This is a genomic window from Agromyces sp. GL_144, assembly GCF_057834305.1.
Window position 1 is genome coordinate 3,746,088 of record NZ_CM174399.1, and the last position, 19,364, is coordinate 3,765,451.

Consider the following 19,364-nt stretch of genomic DNA (forward strand, 5'->3'; position numbering starts at 1 on the left):
CGGCTCGCCGGAGCCCGTACGCCCGGTAAACTGGCCGCACGGACGGCAGCCCAAACGCGTGAGGAGAACGGATGATCCTCGCTCTCGCGATCTTCGGTGCGGTCTCGCTCGTGACACCGTGGCTCACGAGGCTGCTCGGTCGCCGGGTGTTCGCCGTCATCGCATTGGTGCCCGCAGCGGCATTCATCCTGCTGCTCACCTGGACGCCGGGTGTCCTCGCCGGAACCCCCGTCGTCGAGACGATCCAGTGGATCCCCGAGCTCGACATCGCCCTGAGCTTCCGCCTCGATGCGCTCGCGCTCATCCTCTCGCTCGTGGTCACGGGCATCGGCGCCCTCGTGCTGCTCTACTGCACGTGGTACTTCGCCGACGACGAGCCCGCGCTCGGCCGGTTCGCGGCGCTGCTGCTCGCCTTCGCGGGCGTCATGCTCGGCCTCGTCACCGCCGACGACGTGTTCGTGCTCTTCGTGTTCTGGGAGGCGACGAGCGTGCTCTCGTACCTCCTCATCGGCCACTACACGGGCCGCAAAGAGAGCCGCGGTGCCGCGCTGCAGGCGCTCACCGTGACGACGTTCGGCGGTCTCGCGATGCTCGTCGGGCTCGTGATCCTCGCCGTCGCGGGCGGCACGACCTCGCTCGCCGAGCTCGTCGAGAACCCCGTCATGGGAGCGGCCGGCGAGTGGGGCATCGCGCTCGTGCTCCTCGGCGCGATCTCGAAGAGCGCCCTCGTGCCGTTCCACTTCTGGCTTCCGGCCGCGATGGCGGCGCCCACGCCGGTGTCGGCCTACCTGCACGCCGCGGCCATGGTCAAGGCGGGCGTCTACCTCGTGGCGCGCCTGGCCCCCGGCTATGCAGACCTCGAGGTGTGGCATCCGATCGTCATCGGGCTCGGCGTCTTCACCATGCTCGTCGGCGGATGGCGCGCCCTGCGTCAGTACGACCTCAAGCTGCTGCTCGCCTACGGCACCGTGAGCCAGCTCGGGTTCCTCGTGCTCGTCACGGGCTTCGGCACGCGCGACGCCGCACTCGCGGGCGTGGCGCTGCTGCTCGCGCACGCCATGTTCAAGGCCGCGCTGTTCCTCACCGTGGGCATCGTCGACCATGCCGCGGGCACGCGCGACTGGCGCAAGCTCTCGGGGCTCGGGCGACGCATGCCCGTGCTCGCGACGATCGCGGTGCTCGCCGGCGCATCCATGGCCGGCCTGCCCCCGATGCTCGGCTTCGTCGCGAAGGAGGGCGTCTTCACGGCCCTGCTCGAGTCCGGCACCGGCTGGGCGTGGTTCGCCCTCGTCGGCGCCCTGCTCGGCTCGGTGCTCACGGTCGCCTACACCGTGCGTTTCCTCTGGGGCGCATTCTCGACCAAACCCGACGTCGCCCCCACGACGCTGCACTCGCCCGGCCCCGCGATCACGATCGCGCCCGCGACCCTCGCCCTGGCGAGCCTCGTCGCGGCGTTCGCGATCCCGTACATCGAGCCGTTGCTGGCCGCCTACGCCGACGAACTGCCCGGCGGCCACGAGGCCCACCTCGCGCTCTGGCACGGCTTCGAGCCCGCCCTGTTCCTCTCGCTCGGCGTGTTCGTCGTCGGCGGTCTGATCGCCTGGGAGCGCAGGCGGGTCGCACGCCTGCAGGCGGCCCTCGTGCCCATGGTCGACTCGAGTCGCGGGTACCTCGGCATCGTCTCGGTCGTCGATCGACTCGCGGCGTTCGTCACGACCACGATCCAGTCCCGCGGCCTGCCCGGCTACCTCACGATCATCATCGCGGTGTTCATCGGCGGCCTCGGCGCGGCCGCCGTCTTCAACACCGACTGGCCCGACGACGTCCGGCTCTGGGACTACCCGGCCCAACCGTTCATCGCGCTCGTCATGTGCATCGCAGCCATGGCGGCCGCAATCGTGCGCCAGCGCATGACCGCCGTGCTGCTGGTGAGCGTCACCGGCTACGGCCTCGTGCTCCTCTTCGGCATGTCGGGCGCACCCGATCTCGCGCTCACCCAGGCGCTGGTCGAGACCATCGTCATCGTCGTCTTCGTGCTCGTGCTGCGCCGGCTGCCGAAGCAGATCGCGCAGCGCAACCCACCGGTGCACAAGCTCGCCCGCGGCATCATCGGCGGGCTGGCCGGGCTCGTCATGGGCGTCATCGGCCTCGTCGCGCTCGGCGCCCGCATCGAGCCCACCATCGCCGAGGGGCTGCCCGCCCTCGCCCTCGAGGCGCACGGCAAGAACATCGTCAACGTCATGCTCGTCGACATCCGCGCCTGGGACACGCTCGGCGAGATATCGGTGCTCGTCGCGGTCGCGACCGGCGTCGCGAGCCTCATCTTCGTCTCGGGTCGCACGGGCAGTGCGCCCCGGCTCGACGACGGCGACCTCGGACTCGACCGCCGCAACCGCATGCGTCCGCTGCCCGAACCCGCCTCCAGCATCCGTGCGCCGCGCACGAGCCTCGCGAACACCGATGGCGAGACGGATGCCGCTGCCGAAGCGGCATCGACCAGGCAGACGTGGCTCATCGCGGGCCGCACGATCTCGCCGCGCAACCGCTCGATCCTCATCGAGGTGCTCGTGCGACTGCTCTTCCACCCCGCCATCGTCGTCTCGGTGTTCCTGCTCTTCGTCGGGCACAACGCGCCCGGCGGCGGATTCGCGGGCGGCCTGCTGGCCGGCCTCGCCCTCGTGGCGCGCTACCTCGCGGGCGGCCGGTACGAGCTCGGCGAGGCGGCCCCGGTCGACGCCGGGCGCCTGCTCGGCTCCGGCCTGCTGCTCGCCGCCGGCACCGCGACCGTGTCGCTGTTCTTCGGCGGGGCGGCCCTCGAGTCGGCCTGGTTCGAGGCGGAGGTGCCGCTGCTCGGCACGATCTCGATCGGCACGTCGACGCTCTTCGACATCGGCGTGTACCTCGTCGTCATCGGGCTCGTGCTCGACATCCTGCGCTCGCTCGGCGGCGAGGTCGACCGCCAGCAGGAGGAGGCGGGCGCCGAGGCATCCGATGCCGCAGACGCGGCAGAGGCCGCCGACGCCGACGCGTCCGACGCCGCGGCGTTCGACCCGCCCCAGCAGGAGTTCCCCGCCGAGGAGGCCCGCGCATGACCGCCTCGCTCACCCTCGTCGTGCTCATGGCCGTCATGTTCGGCGCCGGCGTCATGATCATGCTCGAGCGCAGCCTCACGCGCGTGCTCATCGGGTTCCTGCTCGTCGGCAACGCCGCGAACGTGCTCATCTACCTCATGAGCGGCGCCCCCGGCCTCGCCCCGATCCTCAGCGACGGCGTCGACCCCGACGAGATCTCCGACCCGCTGCCGCAGGCGTTCGTGCTCACCGCGATCGTCATCAACCTCGGCATCACGGCGTTCATGCTCGCCCTCATCTACCGCTCCTGGTGGCTCGCCCAGCTCGGCGCCAAGGGCGACCTCATCGACGACACCGAAGAAGATCTGCACGACGCAGAAGAGGCCGCCGACCTCATCCGCAGCTCCGCGGCCGACGACGCCGCCATCCAAGAGCTCATCGACGCCAGCGACGAGGAGTACGACGTCGCGCTCGACGATGAACTCGAGCTCGAGGCATCCGCTCGCGATGATCTCGAGGCCGGTTCCTCCGCGTATGCGACGACGGATGCCTCGGGCTCGAGCTCGTCCGGGTCTCGATACGGCGCCGGCGCGCCGACTCGACCGACGGACGACGACCCGGAGGACGACCGATGACCGCCGCCCTCGTGCCCCTCGTCGTGCTGCTGCCGCTGCTCGGCGCGGCATCCGCCCTCATCCTCGGGCGCCACCGGCGCGCGCAGGTCGTCGTGAGCGTCGCCGTGCTCTCGGCCGTCGCGGTCATCGCGGCCGTGCTGCTGGCCGTGGTCGACTCGGGCGACCCCATCGCCGTCACCATCGGCGCGTGGCCCGCGCCGTACGGCATCGTGCTCGTGGTCGACCGGCTCTCGGCGATCATGCTGCTCGTCTCGGCGGTCGTGCTGCTCGTCGTGCTCGTCTACGCCGTCGGCCAGGGCGTCGCCGACCGGCATCGTGAGACCCCGGTCTCGATCTTCCACCCGAGCTACCTGATCCTGTCTGCGGGCGTGTTCAACGCGTTCATCGCGGGCGACCTGTTCAACCTGTACGTCGGATTCGAGATCCTGCTGTCGGCCAGTTACGTGCTGCTCACGCTCGGCGGCACGGGCGAGCGCATCCGCGCGGGCGTCACGTACATCATCGTGAGCCTCGTCTCGTCGCTCTTCTTCCTCAGCGCGATCGCCCTCATCTACGGCGCCACCGGCACCGCGAACATCGCCCAGCTGTCGGTGCGCATCGCCGAGCTGCCCGACCAGGTGCAGCTCATGCTGCACCTGCTGCTGCTCATCGCGTTCGGCATCAAGGCGGCGGTGTTCCCGCTCTCGTTCTGGCTGCCCGATTCGTACCCGACCGCGCCCGCACCGGTCACGGCCGTGTTCGCGGGCCTGCTCACGAAGGTCGGCGTCTACGCGATCATCCGCACCGAGACGGTGATCTTCGCCGACAACGACCTCACCGTGCTGCTCATGGTCGTCGGCGCACTCACGATGGTCATCGGCATCCTCGGCGCGCTCACGCAGGCCGACATCAAGCGACTGCTCTCGTTCACGCTCGTGAGCCACATCGGCTACATGATCTTCGGCATCGCGCTCGGCACCCAGCTCGGCATGGCCTCGACGATCTACTACGTCGTGCACCACATCACCGTGCAGACGACCCTGTTCCTCACGACCGGGCTCATCGAGCGCTTCGGCGGGGCGACCTCCATCAACCGGCTCGCCGGGCTGCTGAAGGCGTCGCCGTTCCTCGCGATCCTGTTCTTCATCCCGGCGCTGAACCTCGGCGGAATCCCGCCGTTCTCGGGCTTCCTCGGCAAGACCGGACTGTTCCTCGCCGGCGGCGAGCAGGCCGCGGCCGACCCCGCGACCGCGTGGCTCGTGTGGGTCACCATCGCGGCCGGCGCCATCACCTCGCTCATCACGCTCTACGCGCTCACGCGGTTCTGGAACATGGCGTTCTGGCGCCGCCGCGAAGAGCTCGAGGGCTACGAGTCGGTGCTCCTCGGCTCGGTGCTCGAGGCGCCGGAGGGCGCGACCGTCACGGCGACGAAGACCACGCCGCGGCTCATGGTCGCCGCCACGACCGTGCTCGTCATCGTGACCGTGCTGCTCACGGTGTTCGCCGGCCCCATCTTCGGGCTCGCCGACCGCGCGGCCGCCGGCCTCATCGATCCGTCCGTCTACATCTCGCTCGTGTTCCCGGGAGGTGCGCCGTGAGTCCCTATCCCGATCGTCCGACCGGTTCGGCGTCCACGCCCGACGCCTCCGGCGCCGTGCCCGGCGTTGCCGCCTCGGGCCCCGCGACCGACTCCGTTCCCGAGATGTCGCGCTGGTGGAGCGTCTGGCGCCAGCTGCCGCTGCTCATCGCGCTCGTCGCGCTCTGGTGCTTCCTCTGGGACCACATCGATGCCCTCACGATCGTGTCGGGCATCGTCCTCGCGGTGCTCGTGACCCGCGCGCTCTACCTGCCGCCCGTGCTGCTGAGCGGGCGGTTCAACCCGTGGCGCGGACTGCTGCTCGGCCTCCGCATGATGTTCGACGTCATCGTCGCGTCGCTCCAGGTCGCCTGGTTCTCGATCAACCCGTGGTGGAAGCCGATGAACTCGATCATCGCCGTGCAGCTGCTCACCCGTTCCGACCTCGTGACCACGCTGACGGCCGAGGCGATCTCGGTCGTGCCCGGCACCGTCGTCGTCGACATCGACCGCGAGCGCGGGCTGCTCTACCTGCACGCGCTCGGAACCCGCACGCACGCCGACATCGACCGCACGCACCGATCCGTGCTCGGCACCGAGGAGCGCATCGTGCTCGCCATCGGCACGCACGAGCAGGCCGAGTCCGTGCGCGCCGAGCGCCGACTGCGCCGCAACGACAGTTCGCGGCATCCGGGCAGCTCGGGCGCCCCAGGTGCGGCGAACGGTGGAGCACCCGCAGACCGCGACCCGAATGGAGGCAGCGCATGACCTTCCTGACCCTCGTCAGCATCGTCGCCGGCATCATGTTCGGCATCGGCGCCATCGCCGCCGTGATCCGCATCATCAAGGGCCCGTCGATCCTCGATCGCGCCCTCGCCACCGACGTGCTCCTCGCGATCGCGATCTGCGCGCTCGGCGCCGAGATGGCCATCAACAAGCACACCGACACGCTCGTCGTGCTGCTCGTGCTCGCGATGTTCGCCGTCGTCGGCTCGATCTCGATCGCCCGGTTCATGGGAAAGCAGGACGCCTCATGAGCGCCGCCGAGATCGCCGTCGGCCTGCTCATCCTGATGAGCGCGTTCCTCTCGATGGCCGCGGGCATCGGCATCGTGCGGTTCCCCGACGTGCTCACCCGCCTGCACGCGGCGACCAAGCCGCAGGTGGCGGGCCTGGCCGCCGTGCTCGTGGCGATCGTCGTGCAGGTGCCGACGTGGGGCGTGCTCACCACCGTGGTGCTCGTGATGACGTTCCAGCTGCTCACGCAGCCGATGACGGCCCACATGCTCGGGCGGTCGGCCTATCGCAGCGACCACGTGCGCCGCGACCTGCTCATCGAAGACGAACTGGGCCGCGACCTCGACGACCACGATCAGGACGCCGCCCGGATGCCTCGCGCCGACGACGTGCGCTGACCCGAGCGGATGCCGCGGGGGCGGCCTCAGCCGGTGGGCGACGACGCGCGACCGGTGAACACCGGCTTGCGCTTCGCCTGGAACGCCGCGAACCCCTCGCGGTAGTCGTCGGTGTCGCAGAGCGCGGCCTGGGCGCGGTTCTCGTCGGCCATCGAGGCCCAGAGCCCGAGCCGGTCGTCGCGCAGCGACGCGACGAGCGCCTTCGAGGCGATGAACGCCTGCGTGGCCCCGCGGGCCGCGGCATCGGCCGCGGAGCGGGTGGCATCCGTCACCTCATCGGCGGGGAAGGCCCGCGAGAACAGCCCCGCGGCGACGGCCTCGGCGCCGGACATGAGCCGGCCGGTGACGATGAGGTCCATGGTGCGGTGCGCGCCGAGCCGCTCGACGAAGAGGGCGTGCCCGCCCGAGTCGAGCGTCGCGCCGAGGTTCGCGAACGGCGAGCCGATCTTCGCCGTGTCGGCGACGTAGACGATGTCGCTCGCGACGAGCAGCCCGAGGCCGACGCCGAGGCAGGCGCCGTGCGCGACCGCGAACGTGGGCGCCGGGAACGCCGCCATGCGCTCCAGCAGCGGCTGCACGCGCCCGCCGAGGTAGCCGAGCACGTCGTCGTCGCGCGGGTCGACGCCCGAGATGTCGCGCCCGGCGCAGAAGGCACGCCCCTCGCCGCGGAGCACGAGGGCACGTACCTCGCCGGCCTGCGACATCCGCTCGGCTTCGGCGTAGGCGTCGGAGAGCTCGTCGAGCGCCCGCTCGTCGAGCGCGTTCAGCTTCTCGGGGGCGTTCAGCACGATCTCGGCGACGCCGCCGTCCACGGTGATCTCGATCATCTTCGGTCCAATCGATTGGCGTGCCCGGTGTTTCCGTTCGCGCCCGATGTGTCCGCAGGAACAGCGACATCGGGCACGAACGGAGACGCCCGACGAGACCCTGACACGAACGGAGGCATCCGACGTGCACTACACGTCATAGTCGACGCTCACGCGGTCGGAGGTCGGGTGCGACTGGCAGGTGAGCACGTATCCGCGCTCGAGCTCGTCGGGTTCGAGGGCGTAGTTCTCGGTCATCGTCACGTCGCCGTCGACGACCCGCGCCCGGCACGTGCCGCACACGCCGCCGGCGCAGGCGAACGGCACGTCGGGCCGCACGCGCAGCGCCGCGTTCAGGATCGACTCGTTCGCCGACACCGGGCTCTCGACCGTCGACGATTGCCCGTCGAGCGTGAACTCGATCGCGAAGGTGCGTTCGCCCTGGCGCACCTCGACGGGTCGGCCTTGGCGAGGCTCGACGCGGTCGGCGTCGGTCGTGAACAGCTCGTACCGCACATGCTCGGCGGGCACGCCCCGAGCGGCGAGGGTGTCGCGCGCGAGCTGCACGAGCTCGAACGGCCCGCAGAGGAACCACTCGTCGACCGTCTCGGGGCGGATGAGCACGTCGAGCATCGTGTCGAGCTTCGACGCGTCGATGCGCCCCGACAGCAGTGGTGCGGTGCGCTGCTCCCGCGAGAGCACGTGGTGCAGCGCGAGGCGCGACGGGTACCGGTCCTTGAGCTCGGCGAGCTCCTCGAGGAACATCACGTCGAGCGTCGACCGGTTCGTGTACACGAGCTCGAATTCGGATGTCGCGGAGCGGGCCAGCACCGTCTGCGCGAGGGCCATGAGCGGGGTGATGCCCGAACCCGCCGCGATGGCGACGATGTGCTTGCCGTCGAGCTCGGCGAGCGTCGAGGTGAACGTGCCCTGCGGGCTCATCACGTCGAGCGTGTCGCCGGCCTTCAACTCGGAATTCGCCCACGACGAGAACACGCCGCCGAGGTCGCGCTTGATGCCGACCGAGATCGTGCCCGTGCCGTCGGACGCGCGCTGCGGCGGGCGGCAGATCGAGTAGCTGCGACGACGTTCGTGGCCCTCGAGCTCGGCCCGGAGCGCCACGTACTGCCCCGGCTGGTAGGCGTACTCGTCGGCGAGGTCGGCGGGCACCGCGAAGGTGACCTCGACGGCGTCGGCCGTGAGCGGGCGCACCTCGGCGACCTCGAGGCGGTGGAACCTCGCCCGGCGACGCTTGGAGCCCTCGGCGGTGGTGGCCGCCCCGCCGCCGACGGTGGCGGCGAGGAAGGCCTCGGCCGCGGCATCCGTCGTCATCGCCGTCGCACCCGGTCGAGTCGAGGCATCCGTCGCCGGAAGCGGCCGAGTCGTCGTCGACCCGAGGTTTCGCGCGGCCATCAGAGCACCTTGAAGTAGTCGAAGGGCTCGAGGCAGTCGCGGCACTCGTAGAGCGCCTTGCACGAGGTCGAGCCGAAGCGGGCGAGTTCACGGGTGTTGAGCGAGTCGCAGCGCGGGCACTTGACCGCGAGCTGCAGGCGCACGGGGCCGGCGTCGCGCGCGGCGGCCCGCCCGGTCGGCGCCTGGATGCCGTAGCGGCGCAGCTTCGCCTTGCCCGCCTCGCTCATCCAGTCGGTGGTCCAGGCGGGGGCGAGCACGAGGTCGACCTCGACCTCGTCGTACCCGGCGTGCGTCAGGGCGAGCAGAACGTCGTCGCGCATGGCGTCGAGGGCGGGACATCCGCTGTACGTGGGGGTCAGCTGCACGTGCACGACGCCCGCGTCATCGACGGACGCCGAGCGCAGCACGCCCAGGTCCTCGATCGTGAGCACCGGGATCTCGGGGTCGGTCACGGTCGCCGCGACCTCCCACGCGCGCAGATCCGCCGGTCGAGTAGGGCGCTCAGCGCCCGTGTCGAGACCAGCGGATGCCTCGGAGCGAGCGGATGCCTCGGGCCCCGCGGTTGCCGCGGGCCGAACGTCGCTGGCCACCGCGCTCACCACGACGCCCCCGGGTGCTGACGGGCGAGCACCTGCATCTCGGCGAGGAGCGGCCCGAGGTGCTCGGTGTGCCGCCCGAAACGTCCGCCGCCGGAGGCAGTGAACGCAGTGCGCCCCGTGGGCCGCTCCAGATCGGCCTCGGCGAACACGGCGTCGACGGCCGACTCGAACGCGGGCCGCAGCGTCGACGGCAGCACGGCGACGCCGTCGGACGCGAGCCGCTCGACGAGGGCGTCGTCGTCGAAGAGCTCGTCGACGTACGGCCAGGTGTCGGTCACGGCCACGATCATGCGGCGGCGCGACTCGTCGGTGCCGCCCGCGAGGCGCAGCACCCACTGCACGGCGTGGTCGCGGTGGTAGTCGACCTCCTTCACCGACTTGGCCGCGATCGCCGCGATCGTCTCGTCGGTCGATCCCTCGAGCGCGCCGTAGAGCTCGTACAGGTAGAGCGAGGCGACGAGCTGACGCGCGATGGTGTGCGCGAAGTCGCCGTTCGGCTGCTCGAAGAGCCACGCGTTGCGGAACTCGGGCTCGCCCCGCCAGTAGGCGAGGTCGTCTTCGCTGCGACCGGTCGCCGTGCCCGCGTAGTGCAGCAGCGAGCGGGCGTGCCCGATGAGGTCGAGGCCGATGTTGCCGAGGGCGACGTCCTCCTCCAGCTCGGGGGCTCGCGTGATCCACATGCCGAGCTGTTGCGCGAGCACGAGGGCGTCGTCGCCGAGCCGAAGGGCGTACTCCGCGGCATCCGTCGACGCGATGCGACCCGCGCCCGTGATGCCGGCGCCCGCGAGCTCTTCGGCGAGCGCGACCTGGTCGACCGTGACCGAGCCGTGCGCGTCGGAGCCGTGCGCGACGTCTGCCGATCGAGTAGCCGACGAAGGAGGCGTCTCGAGATCCTGATGCGGGGTCTCCCTGCTCACAGGTGCTTCACCCCTTCGCTCTTCGTGTAGTACACGGCGTGGCGGTAGTTCTTGCCGGCCGGGCTCTCGAAGAAGGCGCCCTTGGCGTCGGGATCGCTCGTGGTGATCGCGTCGGCGGGCACGACCCAGATCGACACGCCCTCGTTGCGGCGCGTGTAGAGGTCGCGCGCATTGCGCACGGCCATGTCGGGGTCGGGCGCGTGCAGCGAGCCGACGTGCACGTGGCTGAGGCCCCGGTTGGCGCGCACGAAGACCTCCCAGAGGGGCCAGGGCTCGGTTCCCATCTCGCCGGGGGTGCTCATCAGGCCACCGCCCCGGATGCCGCGAGCTGACGCTCCGACTGCTTGCGGGCGTACTCGGCCGCGGCCTCGCGCACCCAGGCGCCCTCGTCGTGGGCCTCGCGGCGTCGGCGGATGCGCTCGGCGTTCGCCGGCCCGCGGCCCGCGAGCACCTCCTCGAACTCGGTCCAGTCGATCTCGCTCATGTCGTACTGCCCGGTCTCGTCGTTGTACCGCAACGCGGGGTCGGGCAGCGTGACGCCCATGACCTCGGCCTGCGGCACGAGCATGCCGACGAAGCGCTGGCGCAGCTCGTCGTTCGAGAAGCGCTTGATGTTCCACGCCATCGACTGGGCCGAGTTCGGCGACTGGTCGTCGGGTGGACCGAACATCTGCAGCGCGGGCCAGTACCAGCGGTTCACGGCGTCCTGCGCCATCTGCTTCTGGGCGTCGGTGCCCTGCATGAGCTCGAGCAGGATCTCGAAGCCCTGCCGCTGGTGGAAGGACTCCTCCTTGCAGATGCGCACCATCGCCCGGCCGTACGGTCCGTACGAGGCGCGGCAGAGCGGCACCTGGTTGCAGATCGCGGCGCCGTCGACGAGCCATCCGATCGCGCCCATGTCGGCCCAGGTCGGGGTGGGGTAGTTGAAGATCGAGGAGTAGCGGGCGCGGCCCTCGATGAGTTGGTTCATCATCTCGTCTCGCGTGATGCCGAGCGTCTGCGCGGCCGAGTAGAGGTAGAGCCCATGACCCGCTTCGTCCTGCACCTTGGCCATGAGGATCGCCTTGCGCTTGAGGCTCGGTGCGCGCGTGATCCAGTTGGACTCGGGCTGCATGCCGATGATCTCGGAGTGCGCGTGCTGGCTGATCTGGCGGATGAGCGTCTTGCGATACGCCTCGGGCATCCAGTCGCGGGGCTCGATGCGCGAGTCCGCGGCGATGAGGTCGTCGAACTGCGCCTCCTCGGGGGTGCGCTCGCGTTCGACCACGCTGAGGTCAGCGGGTGAGGTCATCGTCGACTCCTGTGTGTTCGCGGTTGCGGTGCCGGCGGCATCCGTTCGTTCCCGAAGAACCGTGTTCCCTGGAAGAACCGTGCTCTCGAAACATAATACTAACCGATCGTTCAGTTAGTATATAGTCGGAGGTGCGCCGCAGCAATGGCGCCCGGAACTCGACGAGGAGCTTCACATGACGGATGCCGCGACGCAGGCACAGCCGGACGCCATGACGCATGCCGCGACGGACGCGCAGACGCCGGTCCAGACGGATGCCGCGACCGGGCCGCGCCCGCACACGTCGACCCCGGCCCGCGCCATGATGCAGCGCGATCTCGCCTCGGCGGCGCTCGGCATGCACGTCGAACGCGACGACCCGGGCCACGCGGTCGTCTCGATGCGCGTGCGTGACGACATGACGAACGGCTTCGCCATCACCCACGGCGGACTCGTCTTCACCCTGGCCGACACGGCCTTCGCGATCGCCTGCAATGAAGACGACCTCGTCACGGTCGCCGCGGGCGCCGACATCACCTTCCTCAAGTCGACCGTCGCCGGCCAGACGCTCACCGCCACCGCGGTGCGGCGCACCCGCAGCGGTCGCACCGGCCTCTACGACGTCTCGGTCGTCGACGAGCACGGCGACCCGGTCGCGGAGTTCCGCGGCCGTTCCATCTCGACCAATCGTCCGGCGGTCGAGTAGCGCAGCGTATCGAGACCACCCACGCGCCAGGTCTCGATACGCGCTTCGCGCCACTCGACCGACCAACCGAACCCCAGGAGCATCACGTGTCGACGCCGACCCTCTCCCCCAGCACGAACTCGAACAGCACGGACCCCGCCGTGAGCGGCAGCGCCGCCGGCCCCGACATCACGCGGCAGAGCGTGTCGGGCCTCGTGCCCGCGGCATCCGCAGCCCTCGATGCCGAGGAGCGCATGACGCGGGCCGAGCTCGAGGCACTGCAGCTCGAGCGACTGCAGCAGACCGTGCGCCACGCCTACGAGAACGTGCCGCTGTACACCCGCAAGTTCGACGAGGCGGGCGTGCACCCCGACGACATCAAGGCGCTGGCGGATGTCTCGAAGCTGCCGTTCACGACCAAGGCCGACCTGCGCGAGACCTACCCGTTCGGCATGTTCGCCGTGCCCATGGAGCAGGTCGCCCGCATCCACGCGTCGAGCGGTACGACCGGGCGGCCCACCGTCGTCGGCTACACGAAGGGCGACCTCGAGCGCTGGGCAGCGCTCATCGCGAGGTCGCTCCGCGCGAGCGGCATCCGCCCCGGCATGAAGGTGCACAACGCCTACGGCTACGGGCTGTTCACGGGCGGGCTCGGGGCGCACGCGGGCATCGAGGCGCTCGGCGCGACCGTGATCCCGATGTCGGGCGGACAGACCGCACGCCAGGTGCAGCTCATCATGGACTTCGAGCCCGACGCGATCCTCTGCACGCCGAGCTACCTGCTGACCATCGCCGACGCCATGGTCGAGGCCGGCATCGACCCGCGCTCGACCTCGCTCAAGGTCGCCGTGCTCGGCGCCGAGCCGTGGACCAACGAGATGCGACACGAACTCGAGGAGCGCCTCGGCATCGACGCGCTCGACATCTACGGCCTGAGCGAGGTCATGGGCCCCGGCGTCGGCAACGAATGCCTCGAGACGAAGGACGGCCCGCACATCTGGGAGGACCACTTCCTGCCCGAGATCATCGACGGCGACAGCGGCGAAGTGCTCGCCGACGGGTCGATGGGCGAGCTCGTCTTCACGTCGCTCACGAAGGAGGCGTTCCCGGTCATCCGGTACCGCACGCGCGACCTCACGCGCCTGCTGCCCGGCACCGCGCGCCCCGCGATGCGCCGCATCGAGAAGATCACCGGCCGCAACGACGACATGATCATCCTGCGCGGCGTGAACCTGTTCCCGACGCAGATCGAGGAGATCGTGCTCGGCATCGAGCAGCTCACCCCGCATTTCATCCTCGAGCTCACGCGCAACGGACGCATGGACGCCATGGCCGTGCGCATCGAACGGCACCCCGACCTCTCGCGCGAGGTCTGCGAGGCGGCATCGGTCGTGCTCGCGAAGAAGATCAAGGTGCTCATCGGCTCCACCGTCGAGGTGCGGCTCGAGGAGCCCGGCACGCTGCCCCGCAGCGAGGGCAAGTACAAGCGCGTCTACGACCTGCGCTGACGACCGGCCGGCCCCGAACTGCAGGAACTTCTCCCGGCCCACCGGCGTGTCGACGGCCGGCACGCCGCTCAGGCCCGCGAACTTCCTGCAGAACCCTCAGCCGCCGGCGTCGCGGGCCGCCTGCGCCGCGCGTTCGACCCACTTCGGCGTCTCGCCGAACCGCTGGAACGACACCATCCGACCCGCCGCGCTGTCGTCGATGAGTTGCACGAGCCGACGTTCGCGCGTGGCCTCCTGCTTCGCCGAGAGCACCCAGTGCGTGACGGTGCGCCGGTAGGTCGGCGTCGCCGCGAGCCAGAAGGCGGATGCCGCGGCGTCGGCCTCGAGCCGTGCGGCAGCGTCTGGCGGCAACACCTGCTCGCCGTTCTCGTGCGAGTAGACACCCGTGCGATCGGCCCGTCGGCGCTCATACGCAGCGAGCCCCGCCGGATGCATGAGGCCCTCGCCGATGAGCCGCTCGACATGCGCGATGTTCACGGCAGACCAGATGCTGGCCGGCTTGCGCGGACTCCAGCGCTGGCGGCGCGCGTCGTCGTCGATGCGCTGCGAGACCGAGTCGATCCAGCCGAAGCAGAGCGCCACGGGCACGGCCTCGGCCCAGGTCAGCCCGGGGTTCTCGACGTGCTTCTTGAAGAGGCCCATCCACAGCTCGGGCGCGGTCTCGTGGTTCGCCTCGAGCCACGCGCGGAACTCCGCCGCGTCGGCGAAGAACACCGCCGGGCGCTCGGGCGTGCCGCCGGGGGTTCCGATGCTCGGGGTCACCCCGGCAGTCTCCCAGCGCCCACCGACATCCGCACCCGGCCCGCCACGCGGCATCCGCCCGCCCCGCATCCGCCGGCCACGCGGCATCCGCCCGCCACGCGACATCCGCGCGCCCGTTCGCGTCACGAATTCAGGACCGCGTCGGCCCCCTCGGCGTGTCGGCCCGGCAGGGGCGGCGTGTCGCACGTGCGTCCTGAGTTGTCGACGGCACGGTCATGCCTATCGAGACCGACGGACGGCGTGGCGACCGAAACTCCGAATCGGGTGACACACCCGGGCATCTCCGCCCGCCGGCGCCACACCCGGGCATCTCCGCCCGCCGGGCATCTCCGCAGCGCGGCATCCGCGCGCCCGGGTTGCCGCCCAACCGACCGTTCGGATGGGAGACTTGACGCGATGTCAGCGCACACCCCAGAGCACACCTCGCTTCGACGCGGGCGGCCCGGCTACGACCAGCAGGGCATCCTCGACGTCGCCGTCGCCGCCTTCAACGAGTTCGGCTACGACGCCACGTCGATGGGCGTGCTCGCCGACCGGCTCGGGCTCTCGAAGTCGGCGATCTACCACCACTTCACGTCGAAGGACGAGATCCTCGACCGGGCGCTCGATTCGGCATTGTCGGCCCTCGAGGGCGTTCTGGAGCAGGCGGATGCCGCGACCGGGCGTGCCGCCGATCGCCTCGACCTCGTGCTGCGCGGCGCCGTGCACGTGCTCGTCGAGCGGCTGCCCTCGGTGACGCTGCTCCTGCGCGTGCGCGGCAACACCGAGGTCGAGCGCCGGGCGCTCGAGCGCCGGCGCGCGTTCGACCGACGGGTGACCGCGCTCGTGTCCGAGGCGCAGGCCGAGGGGTCGCTGCGCAGCGACCTCGACGCGAGCGTCGTCTCGCGCCTCACGTTCGGCATGATCAACTCGATCGTCGAGTGGTACCGCCCCGGCGGGTCCGAAGACGCCGACCGGCTCGCCGACGACGTCGTCGCGGTCGCGCTCGACGGACTGCGCATGCCGACGTCGAACCGCGTCGAAGACCTGCTGGGCTAGTGAGGGTCTCGATACGGCGCTGACGCGCCTACTCGACCGCCGGGCACCGGGCCGCCGACTGGCCTGCGACCGTCAACCCCCGGCGACCTCCGGATGCTCGGGCGGCAGCCCGTGCCGCTCGCCCGCCCTGAGCAGCACGAGCTGCCGACGCTCCCAGTCGAGCATGTCCTGCCGCTGCCCCTCGAGCACCCGGCTCTCACCGCAGGCCGCGAGCGAGCGCCCGCACGAGCAGGTGCCGGGCTTGCGCGCGTCGGGGTGGTGGAACGCCTGCAGCCGCCACAGCGCGACCATGGCCTTGTCGACGCGGCGCGCGGTCAGCGCGGTCGCACGCTCGGCTCGGCGCACGAGGTCGCCCTGCAGCGAGTCCCGCAGTCCGGCGCCGGCGGCCGTATCGGCGGCGAGCACGCCGGCGCGCAGTTGGTCGCGCTCGGCGACGACCTGCGCAAGAGCGGCCGAGCCCTCGGAGGCCGTGCGCGTCGCGGCCTCCGCCGCGGCCGAGGCATCCGCTTCGAAGCGCTCGAGGATGCCGCGCCAGAGCGCGATGTGCTCGCGGTCGCGTCGCACCGCCTTCTCGTCGCCGCCGTGGGTGCGGCAGTGCTCGCAGACGACCTGGTCGGAGGGCGAGGCGAACCGGAAGCGCTGCAGGCTGCCGCAGCAGAGGCACCGCGCCTCGACGTCGACGTGGAGCGGGTGCTCGTGGGGCATGCGCGGTCAGTCCGCCGATCGGATGCGATCGCTGCGGGCGAGGAAGGTCGCGGCGACGATCGTGACGATGCAGAGCACGGCGGGCCCGATGGTCTTCGCGACATCACCCTGCACCGCGCCGATGAACGCGTCGATGCCCTGCACGATCGTCATCGCGACGGCGAGCGCCAGCAACGCGGCATCCGATCGGAACAGCGGTGCGACCAGCACGAGCACGACCAGGGCGGTGCTGCGCGATGCCGCGTACAGCGCGTTCGCGTTGTCGCCGCCGACGCCGCCGTCGGTCACGGCGATGATCGCGAACGTGATGCTGACGACCGCGCTGATCACGGTGACCGCGTAGCAGATCCAGAAGGCAGCTCCGCGGACGGACGCGCTCGTCGATGCACTCATGTGCCCAGCGTGGACGACCCGCGCCACCGGGTCAAGGCTGTCAGCGGCGCGGCCCCGTGATGGCGGCGGCCGGCCCCGAGGCATCCGTCTGCTCCTCGCGCTCGAGGTGCTCGCGGCGCCACTCGAGTTCCTGCGCGAAGCGGGCCTCCTCGGACTGCTGCAGGTGGAGGTAGCTGAGTTCCGAGAGCATCATGTCGACTCCTTGTTTCTGTCTGGAGTCGACGTTCGTCGCTGAGGTGCCGGGGGCGTATCGGGCATCCGCCCTATTCCTCCGGCGCGCGCGCCTCAGTTCTCCGGCGCGGCTGCCTCAGTTCCTCCGGTGCGGCGCCTCAGCCCGCCGGCCTGCTCGCCGGGCTTCGAGCGAGCGGATGCCTCGAGCCGGCGTCGCAGGCGGATGTCAGCCGCATCCGACAGAGTGGGTCCATGACCGCAGCCACGCCGCCACCGCCCGAAGCTGCGCCCTCCGACGGCGGCGGCACCGACCTGCGCGAGGCGGCGCTCGAGGCGCTGCGCGAACTCGTTGGCCGCGACGACGCGGTCTTCCACGACGGGCAGTTCGAGGCGATCCAGGCGCTCGTCGAGGGTCGGCGGCGCGCGCTCGTCGTGCAGCGCACCGGCTGGGGCAAGTCGGCGGTGTACTTCGTCGCCACCCTGCTGCTCCGGCGTCAGGGCGCGGGTCCGACGGTGCTCGTCTCGCCGCTGCTCGCGCTCATGCGCGACCAGATCGCCGCCGCCGAACGCGCCGGTGTGCGCGCGGTCGCCATCAACTCCACGAATGCGCACGAGTGGCAAGACGTGCTGCAGCGTCTCGACGCCGACGAGGTCGACGTGCTCCTCGTCTCGCCCGAGCGGCTGAACAACCCGTCGTTCCGCGAGCAGCAGCTGCCCGCGCTCGTGCGCCGCATGGGCATGCTCGTCGTCGACGAGGCGCACTGCATCAGCGACTGGGGCCACGACTTCCGCCCCGACTACCGGCGTCTGCGCGACCTCATCGCGCAGATGCCCGCCTCGGTGCCCGTGCTCGCGACGACCGCGACGGCCAACAGCCGGGTCGTGGCGGATGTCGCGGAGCAACTGGGCTCGACCGCCGACGGCGGCGACGCGGGCGAAGGCGTGCTCACGATCCGCGGGCCGCTCGCGCGCACGTCGCTGCGGCTCGGGGTGCTTCGCCTGCCCGACTCCGAGAGCCGGCTCGCCTGGCTGCTGAGCCACCTCGACGAGCTCCCGGGGTCCGGCATCATCTACACGCTCACCGTGTCGGCGGCGACCGACATCGCGCGCGTGCTGCGCGAGCGCGGGCACGACGTGCGCGCCTACACGGGCCAGACCGACCCAGACGAGCGCGAGGAATCCGAGGGCCTGCTGAAGCGCAACGAGGTCAAGGCGCTCGTGGCCACGAGCGCACTCGGCATGGGCTTCGACAAGCCCGACCTCGGATTCGTGCTCCACCTCGGTGCGCCGTCCTCCCCCGTGGCCTACTACCAGCAGGTCGGTCGTGCGGGGCGTGCGAGCGAGAGCGCCGACGTGCTGCTGCTGCCCGGCCCGGAAGACCGGGCGATCTGGCACTACTTCGCCACGGCGTCGATGCCCGACGAGGAGCGGGCTCGCCGCGTCATCGACGAGCTCTCCGACGTGCCGCTGTCGACGCCGGCGCTCGAGGCGCGCGTCGACATCCGGCGCACGCCGCTCGAGCTGCTGCTCAAGGTGCTCGACGTCGACGGCGCCGTGCGCCGCGTGCAGGGCGGCTGGGTCGCCACGGGCCGGCCGTGGGCCTACGACGCCGAGCGGTACGCGCGCATCGCGGCCGAGCGCGAGGCCGAGCAGCAGCACATGATCGACTACGAACAGACCGACGGCTGCCGCATGGAGTTCCTGCAGCGCTCCCTCGACGACGACACGGCGGCGCCGTGCGGGCGCTGCGACAACTGCGCGGGCGTCTGGTACCCGGGCGATCTCGACGAGGGCGCCGCCGCCGCGGCATCCGGAGCCCTCGACCGGGTGGGCGTGCCGGTCGAGCCGCGCAAGGCCTGGCCGACCGGCGCCGAGCGCCTCGGCGTTCCGGTCAAGGGCCGCATCGCGCCCGCCGAGCAGGCCGGCGAGGGGCGCGCGCTCGCCCGCCTCACCGACCTCGGCTGGGGCAACACGCTGCGCGGGGTGTTCGCCGCGGGTGCACCAGACGCACCCGTGACCCCGCAGATGCTCGACGCCTGCGTGCGCGTGCTCGCCGACTGGGGCTGGGCCGAGCGCCCGGTCGCCGTGGTCTCGATGCCGTCACGATCGCATCCGCAGCTCGTGCGCTCGCTCGCCGAGGGCATCTCCGGCATCGGGCGACTGCCGTACCTCGGCGAGCTCGAGCCCGAGAACGGCGGCCCGAGCGGGCAACCGGGCGGCAACAGCGCCTTCCGCCTCGCCGGGGTCTGGCAGCGATTCAGCGCCGACGGGCTCGAGATCCCGGCCGGCGGCGTGCTGCTCGTCGACGACCTCGCCGACAGCCGCTGGTCGCTCACCGTCGCGGCGCGCGAGCTCCGGCTGGCGGGAGCCGCCGAGGTGCTGCCGTTCGTGCTCGCGCTCCGCGGCTGACGCCGCACCGGGT

Annotated in this window: 20 protein-coding genes; 10 read left to right on the top strand and 10 right to left on the bottom strand. The window is 71.3% G+C overall.

The annotated features are described in order from the left end of the window. Nucleotides 1-71 precede the first annotated feature (71 nt). Genes AC3IPY_RS17180 through mnhG form a run of 6 tightly spaced genes read left to right on the top strand, consistent with a single transcriptional unit; the run spans nucleotide 72 to nucleotide 6,675 of the window. The gene (locus AC3IPY_RS17180) at nucleotides 72-3,092 is read left to right on the top strand and encodes a Na+/H+ antiporter subunit A (protein ID WP_489185482.1); all 3,021 of its coding nucleotides are present in this window, start codon (nucleotides 72-74) and stop codon (nucleotides 3,090-3,092) included. Beyond that, a complete protein-coding gene (locus AC3IPY_RS17185) occupies nucleotides 3,089-3,706 on the top strand; it encodes a sodium:proton antiporter (RefSeq protein ID WP_489185483.1) in 618 nt (205 codons plus the stop codon). The genes AC3IPY_RS17180 and AC3IPY_RS17185 overlap by 4 nt, the downstream gene beginning before the upstream one ends. Further along, nucleotides 3,703-5,283: a Na+/H+ antiporter subunit D gene (locus AC3IPY_RS17190; protein ID WP_489185484.1), complete on the top strand. Its 1,581-nt coding sequence runs from the start codon at nucleotides 3,703-3,705 to the stop codon at nucleotides 5,281-5,283. The genes AC3IPY_RS17185 and AC3IPY_RS17190 overlap by 4 nt, the downstream gene beginning before the upstream one ends. Further along, nucleotides 5,280-6,029: a Na+/H+ antiporter subunit E gene (locus AC3IPY_RS17195; RefSeq protein WP_489185485.1), complete on the top strand. Its 750-nt coding sequence runs from the start codon at nucleotides 5,280-5,282 to the stop codon at nucleotides 6,027-6,029. Before AC3IPY_RS17190 ends, AC3IPY_RS17195 begins: the two co-directional genes overlap by 4 nt. Beyond that, entirely contained in the window at nucleotides 6,026-6,298 is a 273-nt protein-coding gene (locus AC3IPY_RS17200; RefSeq protein ID WP_489185486.1) for an MrpF/PhaF family protein, read from the top strand. The genes AC3IPY_RS17195 and AC3IPY_RS17200 overlap by 4 nt, the downstream gene beginning before the upstream one ends. Continuing rightward, nucleotides 6,295-6,675, top strand: coding sequence for a monovalent cation/H(+) antiporter subunit G (mnhG, locus tag AC3IPY_RS17205; protein ID WP_489185487.1), 381 nt, complete (start codon nucleotides 6,295-6,297; stop codon nucleotides 6,673-6,675). Before AC3IPY_RS17200 ends, mnhG begins: the two co-directional genes overlap by 4 nt. Before the next feature lie 26 nt (nucleotides 6,676-6,701). On the opposite strand, the gene AC3IPY_RS17210 is transcribed toward mnhG, so the two are convergent. The 6 genes from AC3IPY_RS17210 to paaA form a co-directional block, all read right to left on the bottom strand. Continuing rightward, nucleotides 6,702-7,502, bottom strand: coding sequence for an enoyl-CoA hydratase/isomerase family protein (locus AC3IPY_RS17210; protein WP_489185489.1), 801 nt, complete (start codon nucleotides 7,500-7,502; stop codon nucleotides 6,702-6,704). 129 nt (nucleotides 7,503-7,631) lie between these two features. Beyond that, on the bottom strand, nucleotides 7,632-8,813 hold the full coding sequence (gene paaE / locus AC3IPY_RS17215; protein WP_489188355.1) for a 1,2-phenylacetyl-CoA epoxidase subunit PaaE: 1,182 nt from the start codon (nucleotides 8,811-8,813) through the stop codon (nucleotides 7,632-7,634). Between the two features lie 80 nt (nucleotides 8,814-8,893). Then, nucleotides 8,894-9,373: a 1,2-phenylacetyl-CoA epoxidase subunit PaaD gene (gene paaD / locus AC3IPY_RS17220; RefSeq protein WP_489188356.1), complete on the bottom strand. Its 480-nt coding sequence runs from the start codon at nucleotides 9,371-9,373 to the stop codon at nucleotides 8,894-8,896. A 116-nt stretch (nucleotides 9,374-9,489) separates the two neighbouring features. Then, the gene (gene paaC, locus AC3IPY_RS17225; RefSeq protein WP_489185490.1) at nucleotides 9,490-10,410 is read right to left on the bottom strand and encodes a 1,2-phenylacetyl-CoA epoxidase subunit PaaC; all 921 of its coding nucleotides are present in this window, start codon (nucleotides 10,408-10,410) and stop codon (nucleotides 9,490-9,492) included. Further along, nucleotides 10,407-10,712: a 1,2-phenylacetyl-CoA epoxidase subunit PaaB gene (paaB, locus tag AC3IPY_RS17230; RefSeq protein WP_116084535.1), complete on the bottom strand. Its 306-nt coding sequence runs from the start codon at nucleotides 10,710-10,712 to the stop codon at nucleotides 10,407-10,409. Before paaB ends, paaC begins: the two co-directional genes overlap by 4 nt. Then, on the bottom strand, nucleotides 10,712-11,701 hold the full coding sequence (paaA, locus tag AC3IPY_RS17235) for a 1,2-phenylacetyl-CoA epoxidase subunit PaaA (protein ID WP_489185491.1): 990 nt from the start codon (nucleotides 11,699-11,701) through the stop codon (nucleotides 10,712-10,714). Before paaA ends, paaB begins: the two co-directional genes overlap by 1 nt. Before the next feature lie 175 nt (nucleotides 11,702-11,876). On the opposite strand from paaA, the gene paaI reads away from it, so the two are divergent. Then, complete coding sequence (gene paaI / locus AC3IPY_RS17240) at nucleotides 11,877-12,386, top strand: hydroxyphenylacetyl-CoA thioesterase PaaI (protein WP_489185492.1); 510 nt, start codon at nucleotides 11,877-11,879, stop codon at nucleotides 12,384-12,386. Between the two features lie 233 nt (nucleotides 12,387-12,619). Further along, on the top strand, nucleotides 12,620-13,873 hold the full coding sequence (gene paaK, locus AC3IPY_RS17245; protein ID WP_489188357.1) for a phenylacetate--CoA ligase PaaK: 1,254 nt from the start codon (nucleotides 12,620-12,622) through the stop codon (nucleotides 13,871-13,873). A 96-nt stretch (nucleotides 13,874-13,969) separates the two neighbouring features. Here paaK and AC3IPY_RS17250 read toward each other — a convergent pair whose 3' ends face one another. Beyond that, on the bottom strand, nucleotides 13,970-14,635 hold the full coding sequence (locus AC3IPY_RS17250) for a YdeI/OmpD-associated family protein (protein ID WP_489185493.1): 666 nt from the start codon (nucleotides 14,633-14,635) through the stop codon (nucleotides 13,970-13,972). Between the two features lie 396 nt (nucleotides 14,636-15,031). Here AC3IPY_RS17250 and AC3IPY_RS17255 point away from each other — a divergent pair, with 396 nt between their 5' ends. Continuing rightward, nucleotides 15,032-15,673, top strand: coding sequence for a TetR/AcrR family transcriptional regulator (locus tag AC3IPY_RS17255; RefSeq protein WP_489185494.1), 642 nt, complete (start codon nucleotides 15,032-15,034; stop codon nucleotides 15,671-15,673). 72 nt (nucleotides 15,674-15,745) lie between these two features. Here the strand turns inward: AC3IPY_RS17255 and AC3IPY_RS17260 are convergent, their stop codons facing one another. The 3 genes from AC3IPY_RS17260 to AC3IPY_RS17270 are packed head-to-tail and all read right to left on the bottom strand — an operon-like array spanning nucleotide 15,746 to nucleotide 16,964. Continuing rightward, entirely contained in the window at nucleotides 15,746-16,378 is a 633-nt protein-coding gene (locus AC3IPY_RS17260; RefSeq protein WP_489185495.1) for a hypothetical protein, read from the bottom strand. Nucleotides 16,379-16,384: 6 nt separating this feature from the next. After that, a complete protein-coding gene (locus tag AC3IPY_RS17265; protein ID WP_489185496.1) occupies nucleotides 16,385-16,771 on the bottom strand; it encodes a hypothetical protein in 387 nt (128 codons plus the stop codon). Between the two features lie 40 nt (nucleotides 16,772-16,811). Next, a complete protein-coding gene (locus tag AC3IPY_RS17270; protein WP_489185497.1) occupies nucleotides 16,812-16,964 on the bottom strand; it encodes a hypothetical protein in 153 nt (50 codons plus the stop codon). A 230-nt stretch (nucleotides 16,965-17,194) separates the two neighbouring features. On the opposite strand from AC3IPY_RS17270, the gene AC3IPY_RS17275 reads away from it, so the two are divergent. Then, nucleotides 17,195-19,351, top strand: a complete 2,157-nt coding sequence (locus tag AC3IPY_RS17275; protein WP_489185498.1) for a RecQ family ATP-dependent DNA helicase — start codon at nucleotides 17,195-17,197, stop codon at nucleotides 19,349-19,351. The last annotated feature ends 13 nt before the right edge of the window (nucleotides 19,352-19,364 follow it).

Coding starts and splice junctions, on each gene's coding strand:
- paaA (WP_489185491.1), bottom strand. CDS start 11,701: ATGACCTCACCCGCTGACCTCAGCGTGGTCGAACGCGAGCGCACCCCC.
- AC3IPY_RS17270 (WP_489185497.1), bottom strand. CDS start 16,964: ATGATGCTCTCGGAACTCAGCTACCTCCACCTGCAGCAGTCCGAGGAG.
- AC3IPY_RS17260 (WP_489185495.1), bottom strand. CDS start 16,378: ATGCCCCACGAGCACCCGCTCCACGTCGACGTCGAGGCGCGGTGCCTC.
- AC3IPY_RS17210 (WP_489185489.1), bottom strand. CDS start 7,502: ATGATCGAGATCACCGTGGACGGCGGCGTCGCCGAGATCGTGCTGAAC.
- paaE (WP_489188355.1), bottom strand. CDS start 8,813: ATGACGACGGATGCCGCGGCCGAGGCCTTCCTCGCCGCCACCGTCGGC.
- AC3IPY_RS17180 (WP_489185482.1), top strand. CDS start 72: ATGATCCTCGCTCTCGCGATCTTCGGTGCGGTCTCGCTCGTGACACCG.
- mnhG (WP_489185487.1), top strand. CDS start 6,295: ATGAGCGCCGCCGAGATCGCCGTCGGCCTGCTCATCCTGATGAGCGCG.
- AC3IPY_RS17275 (WP_489185498.1), top strand. CDS start 17,195: ATGACCGCAGCCACGCCGCCACCGCCCGAAGCTGCGCCCTCCGACGGC.
- AC3IPY_RS17185 (WP_489185483.1), top strand. CDS start 3,089: ATGACCGCCTCGCTCACCCTCGTCGTGCTCATGGCCGTCATGTTCGGC.
- paaB (WP_116084535.1), bottom strand. CDS start 10,712: ATGAGCACCCCCGGCGAGATGGGAACCGAGCCCTGGCCCCTCTGGGAG.
- AC3IPY_RS17200 (WP_489185486.1), top strand. CDS start 6,026: ATGACCTTCCTGACCCTCGTCAGCATCGTCGCCGGCATCATGTTCGGC.
- AC3IPY_RS17255 (WP_489185494.1), top strand. CDS start 15,032: ATGTCAGCGCACACCCCAGAGCACACCTCGCTTCGACGCGGGCGGCCC.
- paaI (WP_489185492.1), top strand. CDS start 11,877: ATGACGGATGCCGCGACGCAGGCACAGCCGGACGCCATGACGCATGCC.
- AC3IPY_RS17265 (WP_489185496.1), bottom strand. CDS start 16,771: ATGAGTGCATCGACGAGCGCGTCCGTCCGCGGAGCTGCCTTCTGGATC.
- paaK (WP_489188357.1), top strand. CDS start 12,620: ATGACGCGGGCCGAGCTCGAGGCACTGCAGCTCGAGCGACTGCAGCAG.
- AC3IPY_RS17190 (WP_489185484.1), top strand. CDS start 3,703: ATGACCGCCGCCCTCGTGCCCCTCGTCGTGCTGCTGCCGCTGCTCGGC.